This window comes from Streptomyces sp. NPDC003032 (genome assembly GCF_053591415.1).
This window is the reverse complement of sequence record NZ_JBSFTT010000035.1, coordinates 19,373-40,707: the sequence shown is the minus strand read 5'-3', so window position 1 is coordinate 40,707 and position 21,335 is coordinate 19,373. Positions and strand designations below refer to the sequence as shown.

The following is a 21,335-nucleotide window of genomic DNA, read 5'->3' as shown; positions in this document are numbered from 1 at the left end:
CCTCCCTGGCTTGCGGGGTGGCTTGAGACATGGCTCACAGGGCTCTATCCGAGGGCGTCACCCCTGCCACGCCGGTTCCTGCCGTCACGGCCGATCCGCCGCAACAGCGCCTCGGCGTCAGCGTGTTCAGGGTCCCACGTCAGACACTTCCCCAGGGCCTCAATGGCCTCATCCCGCTCCCCGCGCCGGTCCAGTTCCACCGCGTGGCGGTAGGTGCGCTCGGCGAGCAGGCCGCGCACCCGTACGTTCGTCGGATCGTGGTTGTACGCGCAGTTGAGCCACCGATCGGCGTCGGCGAAGTGCTCCGGGGACATGTCGGCCATCGCGGCCGCGCAGTGCACGTCGATCATCGCGTCCAGCATGTCCGCGCCGGCCGGTCTGGTCGCCGCGTCCTGCCAGGCGATGTGCGCTGCCTGCACGGCGTGGTCGTACCGGCCGAGGGACAACAGTGCCTGCGCGCGAGCCAGTTGGCGCTGCGAGGCGTAGTCGAGGGACGGGGCGGGTGCGGGCTCCGGTGGGGTTGAGGGCGCGGGCGGTGTGGGGGCGGGGCGGGCCAGGTCGTCGAGCAGCTCCTGGGCCTGAGCGATGATCTCGCGCAGCAGGGCGGCGGCCTCGACCGGCCGCCCCTGACGGGCAAGCAGCCGCGCCCTCTCCATGTCACGGGCACCGCCGTGCCCGCCGTGGTCATCGGGTGGTGCCTCGCGCGGGGCAGCGGCCTCCCGTGGATCACGTACGGCCTCTCGTACGTCATCACGTACGGCCTCTCCCGGGCGGCCCGCATCCCGTACCGCACCCGATTCCGGTACGACCCGAGGGTCCACCAACGTCGCCGTGAGCGGCGGCGCGTCCGAGAGCGTGTCCTGCGTGGGCGCCGCCGGTTCCAGCGGGCCCTCCTCCAGGGCGGAGGGGCCCGAGGACGCCGCGCCGCCCGCGAGCCGCACCGCGTGCTTCAGCGCGCCGAGCGCCAGCAGCTCGGACGGCGCCTGCACGCTCCGCTCACCGAGCCGGGCGACCCGCGAACGCACCTGCTCCATACGCGTGCTGCCGCCCACAAGGAGCAGCGTGTCGACGTCCGCCGACCGCATCCCGGACTGGTCGAGCAGCGCCCCCGCCCGGTCGAGGGTGCGCCGCGCATGCCGGTCCAGATACGCGTCGAGGTCGGGACGGGCGATCCGTACCCACAGCGGGGGCCCCACGCCGAGCTCCAGGTCCAGTACCGCCTCCTCCGGGCCGCCCCGCGCCCCGAGCGTCTCCCGTGCCTCCTGCCCGCGCGCGCGAAGCTCCTGCCACACGGCCGCGTCGAGCCCGGTGACCGAGCCCGGACCGCGGTGCCTGCGCAGCAGCCGGACCGCCGAGGACAGCGTCTCCGCGTCGAACGCGCGCCCCCCGGACGTCGTACCGCCCTCGTAGCCGAGGGAGCGGAAGTGGCCGCGCACGCTGCGGATCAGGCCCAGCTCGAACCCCTCGTACCCCATGCCGTAGACCAGGCACGTGCCGCTGTCCCGCTCCGTCATATGGCCGATCACCGCCGCCATGGAGTCGCTGACGAGCCGCGCCGGATCAAGGCCCGCCTCGCGCGCCGCGTCCCGCAGCGCCGCCCGCTGCGCCGAGCCGAACCGCGCGGGCACGCTGATCACGGTCTGCGCCACCCGCCCCGGCGCCGCCGCCTCCACGCGCTCGCGCAGGGACCGCAGCAGGCGGACCACGAGCTGGTCCGCGTCGCACGCCCCGCCCCCCACCCGCACCGGACGCCCGCTGCCGAGCCGGCTCTTGAGGCTGGGGAAGGTCACCGGCAGCTCGCCCGTCTCTGCGGGCTCGCACAGCAGCATCGGCCCTTCCTGCGGCCCGTCCTTCGCGCCCGCGTCCAGCCGCCGCGCCGGCCGGTCCGGCAGCGCGAAGAGCGCCCGCAGCCCCGTGGCGCCGAAGTCGATGCCGAGACTGACAGGGGCCGCCCCGGCCGTCCCCCCCGGCGCGGGGAGGCGGCCGTCCTGGCGCGCCCGCGTCATCCGCCGGCCGTCTCTTCCGCGAACCGCAGGATGCCCTCGTAGTCCGGCTTGTCGGGGAGGGTCGGCACGGCGCGCTCGGACTGGGCGATCGCGACCAGGTTGACGAGGTTGCGTGCCTGCTGGGCGGTCTGCACGCGGTTGCCCTGCCGGTGGGCCTGTTTGACGTACTCGACCGCTTCGTTGATCTGCCGGACCGTCTCGCGCGGCGCGCCCTCCGAGGCCAGTTCGGCCTGGCGGAACTGGCTCGCCAGACCGCACTGGCGGTACATGTCGTCGAGCAGCAGCTCGGTCAGGCGCTTGTACTCGCCGCTGTCGCCCATCGCGACCGCCCGCTGCGCCTGCTCGATGTCGCGGCGCACCTTCATCGCCTGCACCGGCTCGATGTAGGGCCCGTACCGCTTCAGGAAGTGGTCGGCCTCCCGCTCGGCCAGAGCCAGCTGCTCGCGCAGGACCGCGCTGTCCACCAGCTCCTCCACCGGCTCGGGCGGCGGGGTGCGCGGCTTCTCCCGGTTGGGCGTGGCCTCCAGGACCATGTCCGTGCCGCGCACGCTGATCTTCACCGTGATGATGCGGTCCGCCGAGTAGTTGAAGGAGACGTCCACCTGGCGGTTGACCTCGATCTCCTGCGGCAGCTCGAACTCCACCACGCCCTGCTCGTGGTTCTCGCTCGCCACTCTGCTGTGGCCCTCGTACACCGGCACCCGGATGCGGCGGCTGTCCGTCGCGTGGAACGTGCGCCGGCGGGGTTCGGAGAGCGGGTACGGCGAGCCCGCCTCGATGATCTCGACGAACACGTCGCGCTGGCTGCCCTTGATCGCGGCGATGCCCATGGCCATGGGCGTCGACTCGTACAGGCCCGTGTCGCCCTTGGAGCGGCCGTCGGCCAGGCTCCGGCCGCAGGCCGCGCAGGCCTCCGCGCCGTACTCGTTGAGCCTGGCGCACGCCGCGTCCGAGCACTCCACGCCGCGCAGCGTCTCGGCGAGGACGCCCGCGCCGAAGGCGACGCACTCCATGGGGTTGATGTTCCTGCGCACCTTGTCCGCGCCGAAGAACCCCTCGACCGCCTCGTACACGGGCCGCGTCAGCGTGCCGCCGCCCACCAGGAGCACATCGGAGATGTCGTCCGTGGAGAGTTCGTAGCGCGCGAGGGTCTCTTGGACCAGCGCCATGGTGCGGCCCACCAGCGGCGCGATCATCGCGTGGAACTCGGCGCGCGTCAGCTTCATCTCGACGTCGATCACACCGTCCTGCCCCCGGTACGCCGCCGGGATGACGATGTACGTCTCCTCCATGTCGTTCAGCTCACGCTTGGCCCGCTCGGCGGCCTTCTTCGCGTGGAAGAGGAACGCTTTGTCGCCGGCCGGGTCCACGTGGTGCTGCGCGCGCATCCACCCGATGATGTGCTCGACGACGGTCAGGTCGAAGTCGTCGCCGCCCAGCCAGATGTCACCGGCCGAGCGCAGCACCTGGAACTGGCTCCTGCCCTCCTGGTCCTTGACCGCGTTCAGGACGGAGATGTCGAACGTGCCGCCGCCGAGGTCGTAGACGAGGACCCGGCTGCGCGCCCCGCCGGGCTTGTGCAGGCCGAAGGCGACCGCGGCGGCCGTCGGCTCGTCCACGATCTTCTTCACCACCAGGCCCGCCTTCTCCGCGGCCTCGCGCGTGGCGGCGCGCTGCGCGTCACGGAAGTAGGCGGGCACGGTGATCACGGCGTGCGTCACCGGCTCGCCGAGCGTGCGCGAGGCGTCCCGCACCAGCTTGTCCAGGATGACGCTGGAGATCTCGGCGGGGGTGCGGGCCCGGCCGCCGAGCACCACGTGCGCCCGCGGGTCCTCGTCGGGGCCCGCGACGATCTCGTAACTCATCCGGTCGCGCGCCCGCGCCACCGAGGCGTCGGCGAAGTCCCGTCCCATCAGGCGCTTCACGGAGGCGATGGTCTCCTTGGGCTGTCTGGTCGCCCAGTTCAGCGCGTCCTCGCCGACCAGCGGCTGGTCCTTGCCGTCGCGGTGCATGACGCCGACGACCGACGGGGTGAGCCGCTCGCCCTTGCTGTTGGTGAGCACCGCGATGTCCGCGCGGTGCGGGTCGTGGGCGGCGACCGCGCTGTTGGTGGTGCCGAGGTCGATGCCGATGGCCTTCATTCCCGTTCCGTCCCTTGCTCCGTGCCGCCGTCCACGGCGACCACCACCCGGGCGGCGCGCAGCACGTGCCCCCGGTATCGATACCCGCGCCGCAGAATCTCAAGGACCTCGTCGTCAGCGGTCCCGGGCGGCGCGGCGCGCACCTCCGTCACGTGGTGCGTCGCCGGTTCGGCGCACTCACCGACCCGCCCGACCCGTTCGAGTCCCTCCTCGGCCAGGGCGGTCTCCAGCTGCCCGGCGATCAGCGCCAGGCTTCCGCGGTACGTCTCCACATCGCTCGCCGCGCCGTCCGCCAGGAGCCGGTCGAAGGAGTCGAGTACGTCGGCACAGCGCAGCAGCAGCCGTTCGGTGAGCGCCTGATGGGCGGCGTCGCGGGCGGCCAGGTCGCGGGCGTGCTCATAGGCGAGGCGCGCCGTGACGGCCGCCCCCGCGCGCTGCGGCGCCGGCTCAGACATCGAAGCGGATCAGGTCGTCGAAGAGGCGTGCGGCGGCCTCCGGAAGAAGCGGGTCCGGCGGCGTCTCCTGTGCGGTGACGGCGGCGAGCTCCCGGTCGATCCCGGCGATGGCGAGCGGGAGTTCGGCGTCGAGGTCGACGTCGTACAGGAGCAGGTCGAGGAGCATTCTGCGGCGTACGACGCGCAGTTCGTCCCACGCCTGCTGGGTGACCGGCGTCATCAGATGCCGGGCGAGCAGCTCGAAGGAGACGTCCCGCATGTCGGCGTGGGTCGTCCAGGGCGTCACACCGGCCGGGGCGAGCGCGTCGTAGGGGAAGGGGCCGCCCTCCCAGCTCGCGTCGGGGTCCTTGATCACGCGACACTGCCTCCTGCTTCGTTCTCGGGTTCTTTGACCTCGGGGTTGTTCTGCTCGGGGTTGTCCTGCTCGGGCCTCAGCTCGGCGAGCCAGCGGCGCACCGCGTCGAGCAGGGCCCGCCTGATCCGGCTGTTGGCGGGATCCGCGCGGGTCGCGCGGAACAGATGGTGCAGCGCCCACAGGATGTCCCCGCGACGCAGCGCGCTCTCCGCCTTGCCCGTCAACTCCGCCGCCCACGACGGCAGATCGTCGTCGTCGGGCGGGGTCTCCTGGCCGTCGCTGCGGATCAGATCGCCCATGCCGCCGACGCCGAGATGCCGGGTGAGGAGCTTCTCCATCTCGTCGAGGGCCTCGCCGAGCGTCTCGCGGTAGCGGTGCGTCAGGGCCTGGCCGAGGCCGACGTCCAGCAGGCCCAGCGCCTCGTGGAGCAGCTCCAGACGCTCGGGCACCTCGTACGTCCGGTCGTCCAGGGTGAAGACGAGGGCCCGCGCGAGGTTGTCGCGGGCATGGCTCGACTCCGGGTTGAGGGCGAGGGCGCGGCGCAGGTCGGCCTCCGCGCCGTACACGTCGCAGCGCATGCCGTGCTTGGTACGGGTGTAGCCGCGCCACACGCCCCGCATGGACAGCAACGCCGAGAGTCTGGCGTGGAGTTGGCCGAGCAGCTCGCGGTCGAGCGGATGCAGTACGGCGGTGGCTGTCTCGACGAGCGTGACGGCCTCGTCCAGGCAGGGCCCGAGCTGCACGCCGTCCTCGTCGGTGAGCGCCTCGACACGGCCGAGAACGGTGCGGATCACGGCCTGCTTCGAGCGGGCCTGCATCCCCGCGTCGCGGGAGACCCGCACCAGCTCCCGCCAGTGTCCGAGAGCCTCGTCAAGTCCGCCGTCACCGCGCGTCAAGGCGGCCCTCGCGAGTGCCAGCCGGACGTGTACGGCCAGTTCGGCGCCGTCCTGGAGGAGGCGGGCGTGGCGGCGCGGCAGCCGCACGTAGGCGGGGTTGCGCCGCAGGAAGTCCTGGCAGTGCCCGCACCCTTCGGTGTGCCCGGCCGCAGCCGACGCGGGGCCCGCGCAGTCGTCCGGCAGGGTGCTCAGCGTGCGCAGGACGGGCAGGGCGCGCAGCGCGTGCCCGAACTTGCGCACCTCCGAGAGGGCGAAGCTCCGCGCCAGCTCCGAGAAGGCCCAGCGCAGCTCGCGCACCGCGTACTCACCGGGGTCCTTGCCCTGCTGGGCGGCCGCGTCCAGGCTCGCCACGAGATCGCCCAGGGGTGCCTGGAGGTCCAGCAGCCGCAGATAGCGCGGCCCGCAGGCGAGCGTGGCGCCCGCGCCCGGCACGGCCGGCAGACCACCCACGTCCTTCAGCACCCGCGCACCGCCCAACTCGGACTCCAAGACCCCCGCCAACGCCTGGTAGGCAGCGGCCTGTTGAGGCCGCTCCTGCTCGGTGTGCCGCTGTTCGTACGCCGACAGCCGGCCGAAGAGGTGCTGGCTCAGCTCCCAGCGCAGGGACGCCATGTCCTCGTGGGTGAGGTCGCGTTCGTAACAGGCGGCCCGCTCGGCACGCCAGCCGTCCCAGTACTCGTCGTCGCTCAGCAGCGTCGCCCAGTACGCGAGCGCCGACTCCCAGGCGCTCACCGCGTGCTCCCACGCGCCGCTCTGCTCCAGCTCCTGCGCCTGCCACAGCCGGGCCGCGGCCAGCCCGTGCACCACGGCCATGTCACCGGGCGCCTCCTTCAGACGCCGTTCCCACTCCGCGACGGCGGCCTCCCGGCCTCGCGCGAGGAGCAGCAACAAGGGGGTGTCACGCGGGAAGCGCTCGCACAGGGCGTCCAGCAGCCCCGGCCCCTCATCCGGCGACAGCCCGGCGAGAGCGTCGCGCAGGGCGTCGGGGGAGTGCCAGCGGTACAGCAGCGCGTCGAGCCGCAGCCGCCGGCCCGGCAGGCGCAGCCGCTCCAGGGCGACGCGCTCGTGCCACGACAGGGACCCGCGCTCAAGCAGCGCGTACGAGGCGTTCTTCACCACGTCCATGGAGGCACCGGGGTCGACGCCCGCGTCCCGCAGCGCGAGATACGGGAACGCCTGATCCCGCACGGCGAAGGGATCGGCGACCAGGGGAGCGCCGGTGAGACCGTCCGCCCAGGGGAGCAGCCCGATGAGGCGCCGCAGCCTGCGGCACCGCACATCGGCCCGGTCGAGGGTGCCGCGCGCCCGCTCGTACGCGGTGACGGCCGCGCTCCACTTCCCCGCCGCCTCCAGCGACCGCCCCTCGGCGTACGCGAGATGCGCGTCGGCGTCCCGGTGCCCCGGACACCGCCGGAACGCGTCGGCGGCCCGCTGCCACTCCTGGTGCGCGTCGGCGAGGCGCCCGTGCGCGTAGGCGGCGACGGCGGGTGCGTCCCGGTAGGCGCCGAGGGCCTCCGCCTCGGCGACGACACAGGCCCAGTCCCCTTCGGCCTCGGCGAGCCGCACGCGCGCGTACCGCCCCCGCGTGGCGGCGTCCACCCCCTGGGCCTCCGCCCGCTCCAACTCCTCGTACGCCCGGACGACCCGCCGCCAGGCGTCGCTCGCCTCAGCACCTTCCTCGGCGCCTTCTTCGGCGATCCGCACCCGGGCGTAGCGCTCACGCGCGGCGACATCGGCCCAACTGCCGTCCAGAGCCTGATAGACGCCCAGCGCGTCACGCCACTGCCCGGCCAGCTCGTGGGTGCGGGCGAGGGCGTAGCGGTAGAGGTGGGCGGCTTCGTCGGGGGGGTGGGGTTTCGGGTCCGGTAGTTCAGGCAGGTCCGGCAGGTCAGGCAGGTCAGGCAGGTCCGGCGGGCCCGGGACGCCGCCCTTGGGGAACGCTCGGGCGTAGATCTCGCAGGCCCTCGGCCAGTCGTCCGCCTCCTCCGCCTGGCGGCCCTCCGCCTTGCGGCGCAAGGCCGCCACCGCGCCCTCGCGGGCGTCGTCCGGAACGCCGGTGAGCAGGCTGAGTACGGCCGTCCAGTCGGCGCGCAGATCGGCGGCTACGCGCGCGCGTGCGTAAAGACGCCGGACGCCCACCTCGCCATCCGCGTACGTGTCCGGCAGCCGCCCGAAGCCGTCGATGACGCCGGTCCACTCGCCCCGCTCGTCAGCGGCCCGCCCGCGCGAGTACAGCACTCGGTCCGGTACGTCCGTCAACGCGGACGGCAACCCCGCGAAGTGCGCCAGCGCTTGCGACCAGAGCCCCCGCTCCTGGCAGAGACGGCCCTGGGCGTACGCGTGCAGGTGGGCCGCGTCGGAGGGCAGGCCGTCTTCGGGGTCGGCGCCGGCCACCGCCCCGAACGCCTCCGCCGCCGCGCCCCAGTCACCCGCGACCGCCGCCGACCGGCCCTCTACGTAGCGTCGCAGCGCCCCCGTCACTCGGTACTCGGCAGGCAGGAGGGCCAGGTGGGTGAGCGCGGCCGACCAGTCGGTGGACTCCGTCGCCGCGAGGGCGGCCTCGTACGCGCGGTGACGCAGCTCGCCGAGCCACGGCTCCGTCTCCAGGCCCAGCGAGGCCGCCGCCGACAGATCGGTGAGCGCCTCGACGACGCGACCGGCGTCCGCCGCGCCACGCCCCCGCGCGAACAGCAGCCGCCCTCCGCTGTCGAGAAAGCCGCCCGCCGCCGCATATCCCGCCACCGCGTCGGCCCACGCACCGCCCACCTCCGCCGCCCGCCCACCCGCATACGCGCACCACGCACCGCGGTCGGACCCTGCCTGGTGGGGGCCCACCTGGTCGAACTCCGCCTGGTCGGACCCTGCCTTGCCGGGCCCCACCTGGTCGGACTCCGCCTGGTCGGACTCCGCGTAGTTAGGCCCTGCCTCGTTGGGCCCTGCTTGGGCGGACCCCGCCTGGCTGGGCCCTGCTTGGGCGGACCCCGCCTGGCTGGGCCCCGCCTTGACGGGCCCCGCGTTATCTGGCCGCGCCCCGTCGGGCCCCGCGTTATCGGGCCCCGCCTCGGCGAAGGCCTCCCGCGCGGCCGGCCAGTCGCCGGCCCGCGCCGCCGACCGGCCCCGCGCGTACGCCGCCCGCCTCGCCGCGTCCTCCAGCCCCGCGCACGCCTCGTACGCCGCCTGCGCCGTCCCCCAGTCCTCGCTCTCCTCGGCGGCCCGCCCGCCCACGTACGCCGCCCACGCCGTGGCCGTCCCGTGGTCCGGGCGCAGCGTGAGGACGGCGGCGTACCCGCGCGCGGCCGTGGCCCAGTCGCCCGCCCGCCGCGCCCGCTCGGCGGCCTCGCAGGTGCGCGCCACGTGGAGCTCGTCCCGCGCGGCCGCCAGCCGCTCCACCACGTCCCGCAGCCCGCCTGGCCGCGCGGCGAGCACCTCCTCGTAGCGTCCGATGGCGGTCGCCCAGTCCGCCGACGCCTCCGCGGCCCGCGCCGCCCCGACCAGCGCGGTCACGCGCTCCAGCTCGGCCACCTCCGCCGCGAGGCAGCCCGGCACCGGCCCCGGCAACTGCTCGCGGACCACCGCGAGCTGCGCCGCGGCGGCCACCGCGTCCCGCTCCCCGGCGAGCAGCGCGCACAGCCGCTCCACCTCGGGCCAGGCCAGTTCGAAGGCGGCCTCGGCCCGCATCCGCCGCTGCTCATCGGCGTAACTCCGGGTCGGCGTGCGCAGAATCCGCTGGACCTGCGCCCAGTGCCCGCGGTCCCGCTGGAAGCGTGCCGCGCCGATCAGGACGGCCGAGCCGACATGGCCGACGGGGCTCTGGAACGTCCGCAGCGCGTCCGCGCCCTCACGCAGCGGATCCGCCACCGCCCCGGGGCCGAACTCGTCGTCCCGCACCTCACGCGCCTTGAACAGCCAGCCCTGCCGGCACTCCTCGTGCAGGAACAGCGTGGGCGTCGCCCACTCCACGGCCGTGTGCTGCGGCTGGTGGGAGATGCGCAGCCGCGCGGCCGCCATGGACTCGTCGACGGTCTTGTTGGCCGCGATGCCCTTCAGAAGCTCGGGGCTGAACGCGCCCGCCGACTCGTCGCTGACCAGCTCCCGCATAGCCACCACCGCCGGCACGCCCCCGCCGATCAGCGCCTGCGCGAGCCCGGAGAACGGTTCGAGGTGCGAACTGTCCGCCCCGAAGCAGAGGTTGAGCGCGACCAGCCGCAGCCGCTGCGCCTTCAGCAGGATGCCGCTGAGCAGATCCGACGGCACCCGGTCGACGCCGCCGCCCTCCGTCTCCAGGGCCACCACGCCCTTGCCCAGCTCATGGTCGTACGCCCCGTGCGCGATCAGCACGACCGCCGTGGGCAGTTCGGGGTGCGCGCCGATCGCCGCCTCCAGGCTCGCGCGCGTGGCCCGTTCCACCACCGTCGCCTGCACGGCGACTTCCGGCAGGTCGTGACGGAGCGCCGCCACCTCCGCCGAGGCCCGCAGCCGCGTGAGGCCGCCGGGCGACGCGCAGGCCACCAGGAGCCGGATCACGCTCGGCTGGTCGACGGGTTCGGGCAGCCGCTGCCCCAGCGGCCCGCCCGGCAGCGAACGCGCCAGCGAATAGCCGTGGTTGAGCGCGAGGGCCTGCTGAGGGCTGCCGGGTGGCGCGCACAGCGACTCCAGAGGGAGGTCACGCAACTCGGGCGGCAGATCGAAGCGGAGACGGAGCCCGTGCGGCGGACGCATGCGCTGGGCGCGGTCGAGCGCGGCGGCAACGCAGTCGCCGACGCGGTTACCAACACGGGCGTCGACCCTGTCACCCGCCTGATCCGTACCCGTACCCGTACCCGTATGTGTATCCGTACGTGTATGTGTATCGCCGTCCACCGGTGTCTTCCCCTCGCCGCCGAACAGCAGGTCGTACACTCCGCGCCCCAGCTCCCGCAGCCGCACCACGGTGTGCCGCTCACCCATCGGCGCGAGCCCCAGCTCCGCCGCGATCAGCCGGTCCCACTGCTCGCGGAACACCGCGGGCTCCTCGCCGACCGCGATGACCTCGGCGGCGGACGCCGGGCCGTTGGCCGTCACGAGATAGCGGTCGGCGCCGACGCGGCGGACCCGGATGCGCAGTTCCTCGTACGCGAGCACGGCCGTCACTGCTCGCTCTCGTCGGACTGCCACATGACGTGGTCGAGATCGGCGATCGCGGCTTCCCGCTGCTCCTCCAGGTCGGGGTCGCCGGGGAAGTGCGCGAGCGCGGCGGTGAGTTGCTCGATGGCCTCGCGCAGGGTGGCCCGCGCGCCGGACAGGCTGCCCGAGCCATAGCGGGCCGCGGCGAGCCCGCGCAGCACGATGCCGAGGCTGATCTGCGCCCGCAGCAGGTGCGGGTTGAACGCGACGGAGCGGCGCAGGTCCGCGGCGGGCTCGTCGAGCAGGGCGTCTTCGGCATTGGCGACGGAGATACCGCGGTCGGCCAGTACGCGCGCCAACTGTCCCTCCAGTCGCCCGCGTTCATTGGCGCCGATCACCGAACGGGCCGTCTCCAGTGTGGACACCGCGAGGTTCAGCCGCCCCGCGCGGTGCGCGTCGCGGGCGGCGCCGAGCGCCATGTCGACGATGGCGGTCTGCGTCTCGCGGTACCGGTCGAGCTCCCGGCTGTGGACCAGGGCGCGTCGCCAGTACGCCGCGGCCGCCACGAAGTCGGGTCTGGCGGCGCTCAGTTCGGCGCGGCCCATGCTGAGCCGCGCCTCCAGGGCCAGGCCCCGCGCGTCGAGGGAGAGCCTGCGGTGCTTGTCCGCGAGCCCGGCGTACCCGGGGTTCAGCTCGTCGAAGCGCGCGCACTCCGGCTCGCATACGGCCGCCGCTCCGGGCCCGCCGCCCCGAGCCCGGCAGTCGGGGCAGCGCAACTCGGAGAGCGCGGCGAGGGCGTCGGCGGGCTTGCCCTGGCCCAGCAGTAGCTGGGCGAAGCCGAGTTGGGAGAAGGCGTAGGTGAGGGAGGCGTACGTCGATGAGGTGCCGGGGCTCGGGAGGGCGGCGCCGACGACGTGAGACGATCCCTCGGCCGGGGACAGGACACCGGTCGGAGACAGGGCACCGGCCTGAAGCGCCCGCGCCTCCTCCACCGCGGCGAACGCGCCGAACTCCGCCGACCTGCCCAGCTCCGCGATGCGCAGTGGCCCGCAGAACAGGGGCACGCCGCCGCCTTGGGCCGACGGGAAACCGCCGACGGCGGCGAGCAGCTTCGCGGCGTCGGCCTCACGCTGGAGCAGCGGCCCCGGCGCGACGCGCGTACCGGCGTCGTCACCGGGCATGCGCCGCTCCAGCGCCTCGCGCAGACCGGCCCGCAGGACGGGCACGAGGGACGCCTCCACGGTGGTGCCGTACCGCCGGGCGGCGGTGGCCCGGGCCCGCTTCCAGAACCTCGCGTCGTACAGCAGGGCCGCCCACGCGGCGACGCACGGCGCCCACGCATGACCAGACCCTGTTCCAGGGCAGTTGAGCAAGGCCAACGCCAAAGTGTGGGTGACCCTGTGGTCGGCGGGATCGCGCCGGACGGCCTCCCTGAGCAGCTCCACGGCGTCGACCCGACGACCACCACGCACCATCACGACGCCATACAGCGAAGCGAACCCCCCCGTCTCCGGGTCAACCCCCTGAGCCGCCCCCACCAAGACCCCGGCCTGCTCCCACCGGGCATTCTCGGCCTCGCCCCGGGAGGGCTCAGCTCCCCACCGCGAAGGCCCCGGCTTCCGCCCAGAAGGCGCCCGCGGCCCTCGGCCCTCGCCTCCCGTCAACCCCTTGAGCGCCGCCCTGCGCAGCCGCAGCGCCACCTCGCGTGCGGAGCGGCCCGACAGTGCCGCCATGACCCAGCGGGCCTCGTCGTCCAGTGGCGCGATGTGGGACGCGGCGCGCAGGTCGCTGAGGGCGGCGTCCGGATCGCCCGCGCGGGCGTGGACGTAGGCGCGCTGGACCAGGCTGCGGCTGTGCGGAACGGCACAGGCGAGGGACGCGGTGAGATGGGTCTTCGCGGCGGCGAGGTCACCGCGGTGCGCGGCCGCGCAGCCCAGCCAGTGCAACGGCCCCGCCGCCGCGGGCCGCAGCCGCCGGGCCCGCTCGAACTCCGCCACGGCCGCGTCGACGTCACCGGCGGCCAGCCGCACACGCCCCACCCCGGTACGGGCCCGAGCCACAACCCGCCCCGCCTTCCCGCCCCCGACCCCACCACCGTCCGAGGCACGGCACCCGTCACCGCCCCCACCCCCACCCCCGACGCCATCACCCTCCCCAGCCACCACCGATCCCGCCCCGGACACCAAACCGAACGCCTCCCGAAAGTGCCCCTCCGCCGTCGCGCCATCACCCCGCGCCAGCGCCGACTCCCCGTCGGCGCAAGCCTGTTCGGCGCGGCTCAGTGCCGCGTCGGACGCGTCCGCGGTGCCCGCGGTGCCCGCGGTGCCCGCGGTGCCCGCGGTCTGCGCAGTCACAGTCAGCCCCCGATCACAGTCAGCCCCGATCCGCGGCGCACGTCCCGCCGCGTCCTCCGGCCGGCGGATCAGCCGGCGGCCTCGTCAAGGAACGAACGCCAGCGGCCCTGGGCGCGGTCATAGTGCAGCGGCCCCACCGTGAACTCCGTCAGGTCCAGCGCGACGAGCGACTCGTACGCCTCGGCGGGAAGGTCGGGTTCCAGCACGATGCTCAGCCCGCCCGCCGGGTCCTGGAGCACCAGTGGCCGGGCGGCCTCGCCGCCCCCCGCCCCGGGGCGCGCTGTTCTTCGTACGACCGTCTTGAACGCCGCGTACGCGTCCTTGACGGCCTCCGACCCGAGGCCACTGAGGAACGCCTGCAAGGGCAGGGACGCCAGGACGATCCAGGGGATGTCGGCCACCCCGCGGTGGGCGAGGGCGCGGCGGACGCGGACCGGTGGGGCGCCGAGTCCGTCGAGGGCGGCGACCAGTTCCTGGCTGAGGTCTTCGGGGACTTCGCGGTCCAGGAGCAGCTCCGCCCGCAGCGGCGCATCGGTCATGGAGGTGATTCCTTCCGGGGACGTGGACCGCAGCCTAGAGGCGTGAGCCGTGCGCACGCGGGGAAACCAGCGATTCACGAGTAGAGGCACGAGTAGAGGCCGAGTAGAGGCACGAGTAGGGGTATGTCAGTACGTCAGGAAGGGGCGTCGGCCCATACCCCCGTACGCCCTCTTCCCGCACTCTCACGTCCCCGATTCACGCAATGGTGTGATCATGTGCCGCCATCCGGATGACGGCACAGACCCCCGGGTAGGGCCGGGCCATGACGCAGCCGTTCGAACTGCCGCACTTCTACATGCCGTATCCCGCGCGGCTCAACCCCCACCTGGAGGAGGCGCGCGCGCACTCCTCCCGGTGGGCGCACGACATGGGCATGCTGGAGGGCTCCGGCATCTGGGAGCAGAGCGACCTCGACGCGCACGACTACGGCCTGTTGTGCGCCTACACCCACCCGGACTGCGACGGCCCCGCGCTGTCGCTGATCACCGACTGGTACGTGTGGGTGTTCTTCTTCGACGACCACTTCCTGGACATGTACAAACGCAGCCAGGACCGGGCGGCCGGCAAGGCGCATCTGGACCGGCTCCCCCTCTTCATGCCGATGGACCTCGCGACCCCCGTACCGGAGCCGTGCAATCCGGTCGAGGCCGGGCTCGCCGACCTGTGGGCCCGTACGGTCCCCGCGATGTCCGCGGGCTGGCGCCGCCGCTTCGCCGAGTCCACCGAGCACCTTCTGAACGAGTCCATGTGGGAGCTGTCCAACATCAACGAAGGGCGGATCGCCAACCCCGTCGAGTACATCGAGATGCGCCGCAAGGTGGGCGGCGCCCCCTGGTCGGCGGGGCTCGTCGAGTACGCGACCGCCGAAGTCCCGCCGGCCGTCGCCGGTACCAGGCCGCTGCGCGTGCTCATGGAGACGTTCTCCGACGGCGTCCACCTGCGCAACGACCTCTTCTCGTACCAGCGCGAGGTCCAGGACGAGGGCGAGCTGAGCAACGGCGTGCTCGTCCTGGAGACCTTCTTCGACTGCACGACCCAGCAGGCCGCCGACGTCGTCAACGACATCCTGACCTCGCGCCTGCACCAGTTCGAGCACACGGCGGTCACCGAGGTACCCGCACTCGCCCTGGAGAAGGGCCTCACCGCGCCCGAGGTCGCCGCGGTCGCCGCGTACGCCCGCGGGCTCCAGGACTGGCAGTCGGGCGGCCATGAGTGGCATCTGCGCTCCAGCCGGTACATGAACGAGGGCGCGCTCACCACCTCGCCGCTCGCCGGCCCCACCGGCCTCGGCACCTCCGCCGCCGACATGGGCGCGCTGTTCGCGGCCGCCGGGGCGCAGCGGCTGCGCGCCTTCACCCACGTCCCGTTCCAGAAGGTGGGCCCCTCGCTCCTGCCCGACTTCCACATGCCGTTCGAGCTGCGGCTCAGCCCGCACCTGGACGCCGCGCGGCACCGCGTCACCGGCTGGGCGCACGCGATGGGCATCCTGGAGGAAGGCGTCTGGGACGAGGACAAACTCGACGCGTACGACCTTCCCCTGTGCGCGGCCGGAATCGGCCCGGACGGCACAGCGGAAGCGCTCGACCTCAGCTCGCAGTGGCTGGCCTGGGGCACCTACGGCGACGACTACTACCCCTTGGTCTTCGGCCACCGCCGTGACTTCGCCGCGGCGAAGCTCTGCACGGAGCGCCTCGCCGGGTGCATGCCGATCGAGGGCGCACCGGCCACGCTGCCCGCGAACGGCATGGAGCGCGGCCTCGCCGACCTCTGGCTGCGCACCACCAAGGACATGTCACCCGAGCAGCGGCAGACGGTACGCGACACCGTCGTGGTGATGACGGAGAGCTGGGTGTGGGAGCTGGCCAACCAGTTCCAGAACCGCATCCCGGACCCGGTCGACTACCTGGAGATGCGCCGCGCCACCTTCGGCGCCGACCTCACCATGAGCCTGTGCCGGATGGGCCACGGCCCGTCCGTGCCGCCCGAGATCTACCGCAGCGGCCCCGTCCGCTCCCTGGAGAACGCCGCCGTCGACTACGCGATGCTCCTCAACGACGTCTTCTCGTACCAGAAGGAGATCGAGTACGAGGGGGAGATCCACAACGGCATCCTCGTCGTGCAGAACTTCTTCGGCTGCGACTACCCGACCGGGCTCGGCATCATCCATGACCTGATGACGCAGCGCATGCGGCAGTTCGAATACGTCGCCGCGCATGAATTCCCGGTGTTGTACGAGGACTTCGAGCTGTCGGCGGAGGGGCGTGCCGTCATGGACGGTTACGTCACCGACCTGCAGAACTGGATGGCGGGCATCCTCAACTGGCACAGCGGCTGCCGGCGCTACGGCGCGGAGGACCTGGCGAGGCGGGCGCACGGCTTCCTGCCGGACCGTGCGCCGAGGATCCCCTCGATCGCCGGGCTGCGCTGACGCCACCCGGCGACCGACCGATCATGGCCCACTACGGCTGCGGCTGCGGCTATGCGGGCACGCGCGCGTGGTGCACTGCGGCTCGCGCCAGCGCCCGCACGACCGGGTGCGGGCGCGAGCCGTCGCCGAACAGCTCGGGCTGGAAGAGCGTGGCCAGGAAGAAGGGATGGCCGGGGAGTTCGGCGATCCTGACCCGGCCTTCCTCGTCCTCGCCCGTGAAGCGCAGGCCGTGCGCGCGCAGCGTGTCGAGGTGGGGCCCCGGGCCGTACATGCAGTGGTAGCGCTCGACGGACCGGTCGGCACCGAGCACCGACTCGGCGAGCGAGCCGGGAGTGAGCGTCACCGTGCCCTCGTGGCCGACCAGCGAGCAGGCGAGCGGCTCGATGAGCAGGTCGTCGGCGCCGGGGTCGTTCTCGGCGTGCGCGACACCGGCCAGGCCGCAGACGTTGCGCGCGTATTCGAGCAGCGTGTGCTGGAAGCCGCCGCAGGTGCCGAGGAAGGGGATGCCCTCCTCGCGCGCCGTACGGATGGCGGTCAGCGCTCCCGCCTCACTGCGGTACGGGCTGCCGGGCAGCACCCACACCGCGTCGAAGCCGCGCACGGCGCCCGCGTCCTCCGCGTCCTCGGTCGAGACCCAGTACGCGTCGAGGACGAGGCGGTCGTGGGCGGCGAGGGCGTCCAGGAGGAGCGGGATCCGGGTGTGGGAGGTCACGTTCGGCGAACGCTCACCGATCAGGGCGATGCGGGCGGTGGGGGCAGCGGAGGCGGTGGAGGCGTGGGCCGGGTCCCGGGTCATGGTTGCGTCAGTCGTCATGCCGATCATCCTCCGCGCGCCTGCCGTTCACGTCCAACGATGAAAACTGCACCCCCCATAAGCGTTGCTGATGGAGTGGGCGATCCTTGGGCCCATGGATCCGCACCTCCTGCGCACGTACGTGACGGTGGCCCGCCTCGCCTCCTTCTCCGAGGCCGCGCGCGAACTCGGCTACACCCAGTCCGCCGTCTCCCAGCACATCGCCGCCCTGGAACAGGATCTCGGCGCCCCCCTGCTGACCCGCCGCCCCGTCAGCCCCACCCCGGCGGGCACGCGCCTCCTGGAGCACGCGGGCCCCCTGCTGCTGCGTCTCGACGCCGCTCGCGCCGAGGTCGTGCGCATGGCGGCCGCCCCCGAGCAGGGGCTGACGCTGGCCGCCACGCCGACCGCGCTCACCCTGCGTACGGCCAGAGCGCTGCCCCCGGCGGGCGTCACCCTGACCGTGCTGCCCCGCGACGAGATCCCCGCCGCCGTCGCCACCGGCGCCGTCGACCTCGGCCTCGTCGACGGCCTCTCCGCGCCGAACGATCCCCTGCGCCTGCCCGACGTGGCCCCCCTCACCGCGCGTGGCCTCGGCCAGGAACCCGTCGCCGTCCTGCTTCCCGAGGGCCACCCGCTGGCCCGCCGCCCCGGACTGCGCCTCGGCGACCTCGTCGACGCCCGCTGGATCGACGCGCCCGGCACCGGCCTGCCGCTGGCCCAACTCCGCGCCGCGAACGGCACATCGGGCTTCCGGCCCGCCCTGCGCTACGACGGCACTGACCTGCGTACCCTCGCCGCGCTTGCCGCCGCGGGCCACGGCCTGACGCTGCTGCCGCGCTCGGCCGCCGCCGAGGCGCAGGGCACGGTCGCCGTGCCGCTGGCGGCGCCCCGTGTCGTCCACCGCACGGAGCTGCTCCACGCGGGCGCCCTGCGCGGGCCCGCCGCGGCGCTGGCCGCACAGCTGGACGTCACCCGTTCGTGAGGCATCGCCGCCGGGCCGCGCCGGGTAGAGCTGTGGCCGGAGGCGAGCCATGGATCAGACAGCGTTGCGTCCCAAGCCGATGCCGGGCCGGAATTCCGGCCGGGTCCCCGGCGACAACCCCCGCCGGAGTTCCGGCGACAAACCGCACATCACGAGGCGTGGCGGCCGACGCCTGACGGCCGTACTGTCCGGTCTGCTCCTCGCGGTGCTCCTGGTGCTCTCCGGGATCGGCATCGGCACGGTGGGCACCACCCTCGTCAGCATGAGCAAACTCGCCGAGATGCAGAAGGCGGCGCCCCCGCCGGGTGCGCCCGGGCCGCCCGTCGCCGGGGACGGCGGCCCGGCGCTGGAACCGGAGGCTCCATCCTCCGGGGCGCCGAAGCCGGGGCCAAAGCCTGGGCCCAAGCCCGGGCCGAAACCCGGGCCGGGCCCCGGGAAGCCGCCCAGGACCGCCACCCTCGGCATCGAAGTCGTCGACGCCCCCGGCACCGCCCCTGGCGGCCCGGGAGCCCTGATCGTCGGTGTACACATCCCGGGCCCCGGCCACACCGCCGGTCTCGTGCGCGGCGACACCCTCCTCGCGGTCGGCAGGACGCGTACCCGCTCGGCGGTCCGGCTGGCGTCGGCGGTCGCCGCCGTGCGTCCGGGCATGGCGGTGGCCCTGACGGTCCGCCACAAGGGCGGCGGCCGTCAGACCCTCTCGGTCAGGCCGGGCGTCGTGACCTGAGCGGGCGGTCCCGTGGGGCGAGAAGCCGTGGCCCACGTTCCTGGGCGTCCGCGCCCTGCCTCAGCGCGCGCCCACGACGGCGCACGACTCGGCGGGCAGCCGAAGCACGCCGTCCGTGCCGGGCGGCTCGACCGGCTCCCAGGCGGCGAGCACGCGCGCGTGGTTGTGGCCGAGGGGGACGGCGGCGGGCTCCTTGCCGAGGTTCACGGCGACCTTCAGGTCCCCGCGCCGGAACGCGAGCCAGCGGGCCTCCTCGTCGTACACGACCCGCACCGCCGCCAGATCGGGATCCATCAGGTCGGCCCGTTCGCGCCGCAGGGCGATCAGCTCGCGGTGCCAGCCGAGCAGGCGCGCGTGGTGGCCGGACTCCGGCTGCGACCAGTCCAGGCAGGACCGCGCACGGGTGGCCGGGTCCTGGGGGTCCGGAATGTCCTCCTCGGCCCAGCCGTGTGCCGCGAACTCCCGCCGCCTGCCCCGCCGTACGGCCTCGGCCAGTTCGGGATCGGTGTGGTCGGTGAAGAACTGCCAGGGCGTCGTGGCCCCCCACTCCTCACCCATGAACAGCATCGGTGTGAACGGGCCCGTCAGCGTGAGCGCGGCCGCGCAGGCGAGCAGCCCGGGGGAGAGCGAGGCGGAGAGCCGGTCACCCTGCGCGCGGTTGCCGATCTGGTCGTGGGTCTGCGCGTAGCCGAGGAAGCGGTGGGCGGGCGTCCTGGCGCGGTCCACGGGGCGGCCATGGGCGCGGCCCCGGAACGTCGAGTACGTCCCGTCATGGAAGAAGCCGCGCGTCATCGTCTTGCCGAGCGCGGCCAGCGGGGCCCGCGCGAAATCCTCGTAGTAGCCCTGCGCCTCACCGGTGAGCGCGGTGTGCAGCGCATGATGGAAGTCGTCGTTCCACTGCGCGTGCAGACCGAGGCCGCCGCTCGCGCGCGGGGTGACGACGCGCGGGTCGCCCAGGTCGGACTCGCCGATCAGCGACAGCGGCCTGCCCAGCTCACCGGCCAAGGAGTCGACCGCCGCCGACAGCTCCTCCAGGAAGTGGCACGCGCGCGTGTCCCGCAGCGCGTGCACCGCGTCGAGCCGCAACCCGTCGAGCCGGTAGTCACGCAGCCAGGAGAGCGCGCTGCCGATCAGGTACGCGCGTACCTCGTCCGAGCCCGGCGCGTCCAGGTTGACCGCCGCGCCCCAGGGCGTCTGATGCGTCTCGGTGAAGTACGGGCCGAACGCGGGCAGGTAGTTGCCCGACGGGCCGAGGTGGTTGTGCACTACGTCCAGGACCACGCCCAGACCGTGCGTGTGCGCCGCGTCGACAAATCTCTTCAGCGCCTCGGGGCCGCCGTACGGCTCGTGCACCGCCCACAGCGACACCCCCTCGTACCCCCAGCCGTGCCGCCCCGGGAACGGGCACAGCGGCATCAGCCCCACATGCGTGACACCCAGCTCGGCGAGGTGCCCGAGCCGGCCGGCCGCCGCGTCCAGCGTGCCCTCGCGCGTGTACGTCCCCACATGCAGCTCGTACAGGACCGCGTCCCGCACGCCCCGCCCCGCCCAGGACGTCCGCCACTTGTGCCGGTCGTGCTCGACGACCGCGCTCAGGCCGTCGGGACCGTCCGGCTGACGCCGCGAGCGCGGGTCGGGCAGGAGCGGGCCACCGTCCAGTGAGAAGCCGTAGCGCACCCCGTCCCGCGCCTCCGCGTGCGCCGTCCACCAGCCGGCGCGGCCCCCGTCACGCTCCATCGCCCGCGCGGCGCCCGCGCACTCCAGCGTGACCTGCTCGGCCTCCGGCGCCCACACCTCGAACTTCACCGACGTTCCCCTCGTCCGCTGTTCGTGTCTTCGCCTGTTCGTCTGTTCGTCCGTTCGTCACTCCTGCGCCCCATGGTGCGTCAGAAGTGCTCCATCCGTGGGCGGAAGTGATCGATCGGCCGCCGCCCGGCCCATTCTGGACACCTGGGCCGACAGTGCCCGACAATCGGCTGGTGACATCCTCTTTCGAGTTCTCCACATACCCCGCGCGGGTGACGGACGCCGAGCGCGACCGGGCGCTGGACGCACTCAAGGAGGGCGCGGCCGTCGGCAGGCTGTCGCACGACACCTTCCTGCGGCGCATGGAACTGGTCCTCGCCGCCCGCAGGCCCGACGAACTGGCCGCCCTCACCGCCGATCTGCGGACCGAGGGCCGCTGGTCGCGCATGCTGCTCGGCAGCGTGGAAGCGGTCTCCGGGTTCACGATGAAGCTGCGCCGGGCCTGGCAGGCCGAGCGCCTGCCGAAGCTCCTGCTGCCCTCGCCCGACAGCCCCTACCCGCTGCGCATAGGCCGCGACCCGGCCAACGGCCTGCGGCTCAGCCACGACACGGTCTCCCGCGTGCACGCCGAGCTGCGCCGGCAGGGCGGCATGTGGGTGCTGCGCGACCTCGGCTCCACCAACGGCACGTCGGTGAACGGCCGCAGGGTCACCGGCGCCGCCCTCGTCCAGGACGGAGACCTCGTGAGCTTCGGGCGGATGGCGTTCCGCCTCGCCACGGCCTGAGCGCCAGGCCGTGTCCGACCC

At 73.9% G+C, this 21,335-nt stretch carries 13 protein-coding genes; 4 read left to right on the top strand and 9 right to left on the bottom strand.

All coding sequences use genetic code 11. The features are described 5' to 3' along the window. Positions 1–44: 44 nt before the first annotated feature. The 7 genes from ACWDZ7_RS34635 to ACWDZ7_RS34605 form a co-directional block, all read right to left on the bottom strand. The gene (locus tag ACWDZ7_RS34635; RefSeq protein WP_451802553.1) at positions 45–2,006 is read right to left on the bottom strand and encodes an Hsp70 family protein; all 1,962 of its coding nucleotides are present in this window, start codon (positions 2,004–2,006) and stop codon (positions 45–47) included. Continuing rightward, positions 2,003–4,147, bottom strand: a complete 2,145-nt coding sequence (locus ACWDZ7_RS34630; protein WP_451802551.1) for an Hsp70 family protein — start codon at positions 4,145–4,147, stop codon at positions 2,003–2,005. The genes ACWDZ7_RS34635 and ACWDZ7_RS34630 overlap by 4 nt, the downstream gene beginning before the upstream one ends. Then, positions 4,144–4,602, bottom strand: coding sequence for a nucleotide exchange factor GrpE (locus tag ACWDZ7_RS34625; protein ID WP_451802550.1), 459 nt, complete (start codon positions 4,600–4,602; stop codon positions 4,144–4,146). Before ACWDZ7_RS34625 ends, ACWDZ7_RS34630 begins: the two co-directional genes overlap by 4 nt. Then, a complete protein-coding gene (locus ACWDZ7_RS34620) occupies positions 4,595–4,957 on the bottom strand; it encodes a hypothetical protein (RefSeq protein WP_451802548.1) in 363 nt (120 codons plus the stop codon). The genes ACWDZ7_RS34625 and ACWDZ7_RS34620 overlap by 8 nt, the downstream gene beginning before the upstream one ends. Then, a complete protein-coding gene (locus ACWDZ7_RS34615; protein ID WP_451802547.1) occupies positions 4,954–10,983 on the bottom strand; it encodes a CHAT domain-containing protein in 6,030 nt (2,009 codons plus the stop codon). The genes ACWDZ7_RS34620 and ACWDZ7_RS34615 overlap by 4 nt, the downstream gene beginning before the upstream one ends. Next, positions 10,980–12,986: a hypothetical protein gene (locus ACWDZ7_RS34610; RefSeq protein WP_451802545.1), complete on the bottom strand. Its 2,007-nt coding sequence runs from the start codon at positions 12,984–12,986 to the stop codon at positions 10,980–10,982. The genes ACWDZ7_RS34615 and ACWDZ7_RS34610 overlap by 4 nt, the downstream gene beginning before the upstream one ends. Before the next feature lie 392 nt (positions 12,987–13,378). Continuing rightward, on the bottom strand, positions 13,379–13,849 hold the full coding sequence (locus tag ACWDZ7_RS34605) for a hypothetical protein (RefSeq protein ID WP_451802544.1): 471 nt from the start codon (positions 13,847–13,849) through the stop codon (positions 13,379–13,381). 263 nt (positions 13,850–14,112) lie between these two features. Between ACWDZ7_RS34605 and cyc2 the strand changes: the two genes are divergently transcribed. Further along, complete coding sequence (gene cyc2 / locus ACWDZ7_RS34600; protein ID WP_451802543.1) at positions 14,113–16,278, top strand: germacradienol/geosmin synthase Cyc2; 2,166 nt, start codon at positions 14,113–14,115, stop codon at positions 16,276–16,278. 49 nt (positions 16,279–16,327) lie between these two features. On the opposite strand, the gene ACWDZ7_RS34595 is transcribed toward cyc2, so the two are convergent. Next, entirely contained in the window at positions 16,328–17,074 is a 747-nt protein-coding gene (locus tag ACWDZ7_RS34595) for a CTP synthase C-terminal region-related (seleno)protein (protein WP_451802586.1), read from the bottom strand. Between the two features lie 112 nt (positions 17,075–17,186). On the opposite strand from ACWDZ7_RS34595, the gene ACWDZ7_RS34590 reads away from it, so the two are divergent. Both ACWDZ7_RS34590 and ACWDZ7_RS34585 read left to right on the top strand, forming a co-directional pair. Continuing rightward, complete coding sequence (locus ACWDZ7_RS34590) at positions 17,187–18,056, top strand: LysR family transcriptional regulator (protein WP_451802542.1); 870 nt, start codon at positions 17,187–17,189, stop codon at positions 18,054–18,056. 49 nt (positions 18,057–18,105) lie between these two features. Continuing rightward, positions 18,106–18,783: a PDZ domain-containing protein gene (locus tag ACWDZ7_RS34585; protein ID WP_451802541.1), complete on the top strand. Its 678-nt coding sequence runs from the start codon at positions 18,106–18,108 to the stop codon at positions 18,781–18,783. 60 nt (positions 18,784–18,843) lie between these two features. Here the strand turns inward: ACWDZ7_RS34585 and treZ are convergent, their stop codons facing one another. Continuing rightward, positions 18,844–20,589 (bottom strand): malto-oligosyltrehalose trehalohydrolase, encoded by a 1,746-nt coding sequence (gene treZ / locus ACWDZ7_RS34580; RefSeq protein ID WP_451802539.1) that lies wholly within the window; start codon positions 20,587–20,589, stop codon positions 18,844–18,846. Between the two features lie 173 nt (positions 20,590–20,762). Between treZ and ACWDZ7_RS34575 the strand changes: the two genes are divergently transcribed. Then, complete coding sequence (locus tag ACWDZ7_RS34575; protein ID WP_451802538.1) at positions 20,763–21,314, top strand: FHA domain-containing protein; 552 nt, start codon at positions 20,763–20,765, stop codon at positions 21,312–21,314. Positions 21,315–21,335 lie beyond the last annotated feature (21 nt).

Excerpts from the sequence above, each read along its gene's own strand:
- ACWDZ7_RS34635 (WP_451802553.1), bottom strand. The coding sequence starts at position 2,006 with ATGACGCGGGCGCGCCAGGACGGCCGCCTCCCCGCGCCGGGGGGGACG.
- ACWDZ7_RS34630 (WP_451802551.1), bottom strand. The coding sequence starts at position 4,147 with ATGAAGGCCATCGGCATCGACCTCGGCACCACCAACAGCGCGGTCGCC.
- ACWDZ7_RS34625 (WP_451802550.1), bottom strand. The coding sequence starts at position 4,602 with ATGTCTGAGCCGGCGCCGCAGCGCGCGGGGGCGGCCGTCACGGCGCGC.
- ACWDZ7_RS34605 (WP_451802544.1), bottom strand. The coding sequence starts at position 13,849 with ATGACCGATGCGCCGCTGCGGGCGGAGCTGCTCCTGGACCGCGAAGTC.
- cyc2 (WP_451802543.1), top strand. The coding sequence starts at position 14,113 with ATGACGCAGCCGTTCGAACTGCCGCACTTCTACATGCCGTATCCCGCG.
- ACWDZ7_RS34595 (WP_451802586.1), bottom strand. The coding sequence starts at position 17,074 with ATGACCCGGGACCCGGCCCACGCCTCCACCGCCTCCGCTGCCCCCACC.
- ACWDZ7_RS34590 (WP_451802542.1), top strand. The coding sequence starts at position 17,187 with ATGGATCCGCACCTCCTGCGCACGTACGTGACGGTGGCCCGCCTCGCC.
- ACWDZ7_RS34585 (WP_451802541.1), top strand. The coding sequence starts at position 18,106 with ATGGATCAGACAGCGTTGCGTCCCAAGCCGATGCCGGGCCGGAATTCC.